At 57.2% G+C, this 6343-nt stretch carries 6 protein-coding genes; 4 read left to right on the forward strand and 2 right to left on the reverse strand.

Translation table 11 applies throughout. The annotated features are described in order from the left end of the window. Positions 1–209: 209 nt before the first annotated feature. Complete coding sequence (gene speG, locus Q7O77_RS13145; protein ID WP_304168059.1) at positions 210–779, forward strand: spermidine N1-acetyltransferase; 570 nt, start codon at positions 210–212, stop codon at positions 777–779. 807 nt (positions 780–1586) lie between these two features. Here speG and ybbP read toward each other — a convergent pair. Both ybbP and ybbA read right to left on the reverse strand, forming a co-directional pair. Then, positions 1587–4019 (reverse strand): putative ABC transporter permease subunit YbbP, encoded by a 2433-nt coding sequence (gene ybbP / locus Q7O77_RS13150; RefSeq protein WP_304168062.1) that lies wholly within the window; start codon positions 4017–4019, stop codon positions 1587–1589. After that, positions 4016–4702, reverse strand: a complete 687-nt coding sequence (ybbA, locus tag Q7O77_RS13155; protein ID WP_304168065.1) for a putative ABC transporter ATP-binding protein YbbA — start codon at positions 4700–4702, stop codon at positions 4016–4018. Before ybbA ends, ybbP begins: the two co-directional genes overlap by 4 nt. On the opposite strand from ybbA, the gene tesA reads away from it, so the two are divergent. The 3 genes from tesA to Q7O77_RS13170 form a co-directional block, all read left to right on the forward strand. Then, positions 4670–5308, forward strand: coding sequence for a multifunctional acyl-CoA thioesterase I/protease I/lysophospholipase L1 (gene tesA / locus Q7O77_RS13160; protein ID WP_139824010.1), 639 nt, complete (start codon positions 4670–4672; stop codon positions 5306–5308). The two genes, ybbA and tesA, sit on opposite strands and share 33 nt — an antisense overlap. Before the next feature lie 29 nt (positions 5309–5337). Further along, on the forward strand, positions 5338–6114 hold the full coding sequence (locus Q7O77_RS13165; RefSeq protein ID WP_304168069.1) for an SDR family oxidoreductase: 777 nt from the start codon (positions 5338–5340) through the stop codon (positions 6112–6114). Between the two features lie 62 nt (positions 6115–6176). After that, the coding region (locus Q7O77_RS13170) for a co-chaperone YbbN (protein ID WP_304168072.1) at positions 6177–6343 on the forward strand (167 nt) is incomplete at its 3' end.

Genomic DNA, 6343 nt, shown 5'->3' on the forward strand with positions numbered 1-6343 from the left:
GAATTAAATAGAATAGAGAAGACCCTAATATTTTCTAAAATAATAAAACCTTATTTCCAACAGAAAATATTATTTTAAATAGTGTATTACTCTGATTAGAATTCAATGAAACGCAAAAATCGTTCGCCAAATTGAGAATATCGGGCACTATAATGAACGAGAAAAGAACAGGACTTATTCGATAACCTACTGATGACAGAGGATTTATTATGTCTAACACGAACAGCATCGTTCGCCTGAGACCCCTGGAGCGCGATGATTTACCCTTTGTTCATCAGTTGGATAACAACGCCAGCGTGATGCGCTACTGGTTCGAAGAACCCTACGAAGCCTTCGTGGAGTTGAGCGATCTGTATGACAAACATATTCATGACCAGAGCGAACGCCGCTTTATCATCGAACACGAGCGGGTCAAAGTCGGACTGGTGGAACTCGTCGATATCAACCACATCCACCGCCGCGCTGAGTTTCAAATCATCATCGACCCGGCGCATCAAGGTTATGGCTACGCCAGCGCCGCCGCACAGCTGGCGATGGACTACGGCTTCGCCATTCTCAACCTCTACAAGCTGTATCTGATTGTGGACAAGGAAAACCAAAAGGCCATTCACATCTATAGCAAGCTGGGATTTGATGTCGAAGGTGAGTTGATTCACGAGTTCTTTATCAACGGCGAGTACCGCAACGCCATTCGGATGTGCATTTTTCAGCATAACTATCTGTCCAGGCACAAAAAGCCCAGCGGCGTCCCATCTCCTGAGGCAGACATCACCCGATAGTCGATACGCATTGCCGTCCCGGGCAATGTGGAGACTCGTCCGTCTTCAACATCCCCACGTTGTGTCTTCGACGTAGCGCAGTGATGAAAGGCGGCAAATGCCATCTCCTAAGGCGTCTTTTGAAACGCGATCGACCCAGCATTCATGCGATGTCTTTTCTTTCGATATGCTTTTCTTCCGAAGTACTGCGCTATCAATAAAAAACTTTCCTGCATGAGATTTATGGCAAAAAAACCTCAGATATTTTGGGCGTCACTCGACGTTATATTCCGGTCATCGTCATTGATGCGACGATATAAACACAGGGGCAATATAAAGAATATTCAGGCGCCACACGGTCGATTTATTATTATTGCACACAGGAATAATGAATTACCCATTGCCATGATTTCCTTTAGTTAAGAAATTAACTTCAATATAATGCAAATTGGCAACATTATATATCGACTAGCGCAGTCGGCATTGCGGGGAGTAGTTTCTCTTTTTTCGATGAGTTATTCGTTTTCCCATCCGCATTAACCCGCTTTGTTTATTTTGAAGGACAGGTATCGTTATTTAGCACGACAGACATGCGCTAAGGCCAATAATGCTCCCTTAACCGCTCATCTGACTAGCCATTAGCTAGCCGCAAGACAATGGAACATCGCGGCCATTCCCGCCCCTTCACTCACCGTTGCCCACCAGATTGAAGGGGGTATGAGCGTCATACGAGAAAAGCCCGAGCGCCCCGGTTCAAACCGGGACGCTCGGGCTTTCTTTTATCTGCTATCTGCGCCTTATCGCGCGCTTTATAACGGCTTAAGGCCGTTAAGCATCGTAGCGCCGGAACAATGCCCTTCCGCGCAGCAACCGCAATCCTAACCATCCTCCGCACAGGGACAGCAGCAGGGCACTCAGTGGCGGCAGACCGATCCATAACAGCCAGTTAGGCTCCCACGGGAAGTCGAACACTTTGCGTTGCAGCATCCACAGCGCGGCTTCCGCGCCAAGCGCCGCCGCCAGTCCAGCGGCAAGTCCCATCACGGCAAACTCGCACCACAGCGTGGTCCGCAGCAGCTTTTTGCTGGCGCCCAGCGTCCGGTAGACCATCAATTCCTGACGACGCTGCCCCATCCCGACCTGAATCTGCGCCAGCAACAGCAATACGCCACAGAAAATGACCAACACCACCATCACTTCCAACGCACGACTCACCTGTTGCAATACCTGCCCGACCTGCTTGAGGATCGTGCCGATATCCAGCACGCTCAGCGTCGGGAACTGTCGGTTAAGCTGCGTGATCACAGTGTCCTGCCCGACGTGTCGGAAGCTGGTCAGCCACGACTGCGGCTGATGCTCCAGCGCACCCGGCGGGAAGATGAAGAAGAAGTTCGGCCGCAGGCTTTCCCAGTCCACCTGACGGAAGCTAGTGATTTTGGCGCTGAACGGCTGCGTGTCGCCGGTAAAGGTCAGCATGTCGCCCAGAGACACCCCGAGACGTTCCGCCACGCCCTGCTCTATCGACACCTCGCCCGGCTTCGGTGGCCACTGTCCGGACAACAACACATTATGCTGCGGCAGATCCGGCAGCCAGGTCAAATTCAGCTCGCGGTTTACCGTTCCGCCGCCAGGCGCATCTTCAGGGATCAGCTCGGTGGCAACGCGCCCGTTGATCTCCGTCAGTCGCGCCCGGACGATCGGATAAAAGAGATCCGGCTGCACTTGATGTTGGATCATAAAATCTTTCACCGCAGGGATCTGATCGCCGGTGATATTCAGCACGAAATAGTTCGGACTGTCGGGCGGCAACTGCTGCTGCCAGCGGTCCAGCAGGTCGCCGCGTAACAGCAGCAACAGCGCCAGCAGCATAAACGAGAGCGCAAACGCCGCCAGTTGGCCGATGGTTGACCACGGCTGACGCAGGAGTCGGTTAATCGCAAGACGCAGGGATAACCGTTTCAGCGTGAGGCGTCGCAACAGCAGCAGGCTGCCCCAGCCAATCGTCCCCAACAGCAGCGCCAATACCACCATCCCCCCGAGCAGCGACCACAACAGCGAACCGCCGCCAGACAGCACGAACAACAGACCAATTACGATCACCGCGACGGCGGGCAGGTAGTAGCGCAGCGGCCAGACGTTAGCCGTCACATCCCGTCGCAACACGCGCAACGGCTGGGTCGCCAGCAGAAGGCGATACGGACGAAGACCGACCAACAGCGAAATCAACACCAGCGTACCGAGCGCCCATGCCCAGGGCCAGAGTCCGGCGGGCGGCAGCGTAGCGGGCAGGACGGGGGCCAACGCTCGCATCAATACCGCCTCGAAGCCCAGACCCAGCACACTTCCGCTTACGGCCGCCAGCGCCAACACCGACAGCCACTGACCGACAATCAGACGCCGCAGCGCGCCACGACCGGCGCCTAACGTTTTCAGCACGGCGACCAGATCGTAACGCGTGCGGCAGTAATGACTCATCGCCACGGTGACTGCGGCGATGGCTAACAACAGCGTCAACAACGCGGACAGCAGCAAGAACTGCTGTGAGCGTTGGAGAGATTTGCTCAACGCGCCCGGCGAATCTTCCATGCCGTACCAGCGCTGATCCGCTTTCAGTTGAGGCTTAATCCAGTCGCCGTACTGCGCGATGGCCTGAGGCTCTCCCGCAAACATGTAGCGCCAGGTGATGCGGCCGCCGGGCTGAATCGCGCCGGTACTGGCGACATCGGCCATGTTCATCAGCACACGCGGCGCGGTTTCGAAGGGATTGAAGCCGTTGTCCGGCTCCTGAATCAGCTCGCCTGCGATGCGCAGCGTGGTATCGCCGATATCGACCTGATCTCCGACTCGCGCCCCCAACAGCGCCAGCAGCCGCGGGGCGACCAGAATCGTGCCGGGTGCGGCGCGCAGCTGCGCAGGCCGGGTCTGTAAATTCCCATACAGCGGATAGCGATCGTCGGTGGCTTTCACCTGCGCCAGCTGCGCATTTTCTCCGGCGTAGGTCATCGTCATAAACGATACCTGTCGGCTGACGGTGAGGCCATCTTGCGCCGCCCGTTGCAACACCGCTTCATCTACCGGCCGCGAGGCCCGCAGAACCCGGTCGCCCGCCAGAAAGTCTCGACTTTGCTGGCTGAGTCCCTGCTCCATACGATCGCTGATGGTGCCGAGCGCCAGCACGCAGGCCACGGCCAGCGTCAGCGCCAGCCATACAATCAGTAGCGAAGGAGAACGCCATTCACGCCAAAACCAACGCCAGATCATGACTCCTCCCACAATTTGCCGTCGCGCAATCGCAACCGCCGCTCGCAGCGCGCGGCCAGCTGTTCGTCATGGGTAACCAGAATCAAGGTGGTGGCGTAGTCGCGATTCATCGCGAACAGCAGGTCGACAATGCGTTCGCCGGTCTGGCGATCGAGATTGCCGGTCGGCTCATCGGCAAACAACACTTTAGGGCGACCGCTGAACGCGCGCGCCAGCGCCACGCGCTGCTGTTCGCCGCCGGACAGCTGAGCAGGCAGATGCTGGAGACGCGCCCCCAGTCCGAGCTGCTGCAGTAGTTGCTCGGCCTGTTGGCGGCTGTCGCGGTCGCTTTCCCCTCGCAGCAGCGCAGGTAACTGTACGTTTTCCAACGCGTTTAGCGTCGGCACCAGCATAAAGGATTGAAAGACAAAGCCGACGTCGCGCGCCCGTAGTGCCGCACGCCCCTCCTCATCCAGCTGGTTGAGCGGCTCTCCTAACAGCGCAACCTCCCCGCTGCTGCCGTCGTCCAGTCCGGCCAAGATCCCCAGCAGCGTTGACTTGCCCGAACCCGACTCGCCGATTAATGCCAGGGTCTGGGCAGGTTTGACAACCAGCTCAACTCCGGTAAGGATGGACAGCTCATGTTCCCCTTGACCAACGTGTTTACTAATATGATGAACTTCAAGAATGTTTTCCGCTGGCATTTTCTGGTCCTTTTACTGCTGGGAATAGTAAGTTTACGTGCTATCGCAGCGGATACGCTGCTGGTGCTGGGCGACAGTCTGAGCGCTGGCTATCGCATGTCGGCGACGCAGGCCTGGCCTGCCTTGCTGAATAGCCGCTGGCAGTCAGCCCCCGGCGGCGTCAACGTCGTCAACGCCAGCATCAGCGGCGACACCGCCGCTCAGGGGCTGTCTCGCGTTCCGGCCTTACTGCAGCAGCACCGCCCGCGTTGGGTGCTGATCGAGCTGGGCGGCAACGATGGCCTGCGCGGTTTCCCTCCGTCCAGTCTGGAACAGGATCTGACAAAAATCATCTCTCAGGTCAAAGAGGCCGGCGCTCAGCCGCTGCTGATGCAGATCCGACTGCCGACCAACTACGGCCGGCGCTATACTGAGACCTTTGCGGCCGTGTATCCGAAACTCGCCACGCAGTTCGCCATTCCGCTGCTGCCGTTTTTCATGGAACAGGTCTATCTCAAACCCGAGTGGATGCAGGATGACGGCATCCATCCGAACCGCGACGCCCAGCCGTTTATCGCCGACTGGATGGCGCAAAAACTCGGCCCTCTAGTTAACCACGACTCTTGATATTCAGGGCTTTATAGTTAGGTAAAGTTATGCAAAAAGCGATTTTAATCACCGGCTGTTCCAGCGGTATCGGCCTGATCGCCGCACAGGATCTTAAGCAACGCGGCTACCGGGTTTTGGCAGCCTGCCGACGTGCGGAAGATGTGGAAAGAATGAACGCGCTGGGGCTGGAAGGCATCGAGCTGGATCTGGACGACAGCGACAGTGTGGATCGCGCCGCCGACCGTGTTATTGCGCTGACCGGCAACCGGTTGTTCGGCCTGTTCAACAACGCCGGTTACGGCGTTTACGGCCCGTTGAACACGATCTCCCGTCAGCAGCTGGAGCAACAGTTTTCCAGCAATCTGTTCGGCACCCATCAACTGACGCAGCGACTGCTGCCCGCCATGCTCGCGCACGGCGAAGGGCGTATCATCCAGACCAGTTCCGTTATGGGGCTGGTAGTTACGCCGGGACGCGGCGCCTATGCCGCCAGTAAGTATGCGCTCGAGGCCTGGTCAGACGCGCTGCGCATGGAGCTGCACGGCAGCGGAATCCACGTGTCGTTGATAGAGCCGGGGCCGATTAGCACGCAGTTCTCCGCCAACGTGAACCAAACGCAGCACGATCGTCCCGTCACAAATCCCGGCATCGCCAAGCGATTCACCCTGACGCCAGAGGCGATATTGCCCAAACTGCGCCATGCTCTGGAGAGTCCCCGCCCCAAATTACGCTATCCGGTCACCTTGATGACCCATGCGCTGTCGATACTTCGCCGCCTGCTTCCCGGACGCGCGCTCGACGGCTTATTACGCACTCGCTCCTGACAGGGGTTGAAGCAGAGGGCATTTGCCCCCATAACTCGCTGAAACGGATAAGAGAGAATCCCATGCTAGAACAACACGCCAACGTGATTGATATTAACGAAACGAATATGCAGCAGGTGCTGGAACAGTCGATGACCGTTCCGGTACTGATTTACTTCTGGTCGGAGCGCAGCCAGCACTGTCAGGAGCTCGGCCCGGTACTGGACCGGCTGGCCGCCGAATACGCAGG

The sequence above is a fragment of the Lonsdalea britannica genome (assembly GCF_946477055.1).
Classification (GTDB): Bacteria; Pseudomonadota; Gammaproteobacteria; order Enterobacterales; family Enterobacteriaceae; genus Lonsdalea; species Lonsdalea britannica_A.

Coding starts and splice junctions, on each gene's coding strand:
- speG (WP_304168059.1), top strand. CDS start 210: ATGTCTAACACGAACAGCATCGTTCGCCTGAGACCCCTGGAGCGCGAT.
- ybbP (WP_304168062.1), bottom strand. CDS start 4,019: ATGATCTGGCGTTGGTTTTGGCGTGAATGGCGTTCTCCTTCGCTACTG.
- tesA (WP_139824010.1), top strand. CDS start 4,670: ATGATGAACTTCAAGAATGTTTTCCGCTGGCATTTTCTGGTCCTTTTA.
- ybbA (WP_304168065.1), bottom strand. CDS start 4,702: ATGCCAGCGGAAAACATTCTTGAAGTTCATCATATTAGTAAACACGTT.
- Q7O77_RS13165 (WP_304168069.1), top strand. CDS start 5,338: ATGCAAAAAGCGATTTTAATCACCGGCTGTTCCAGCGGTATCGGCCTG.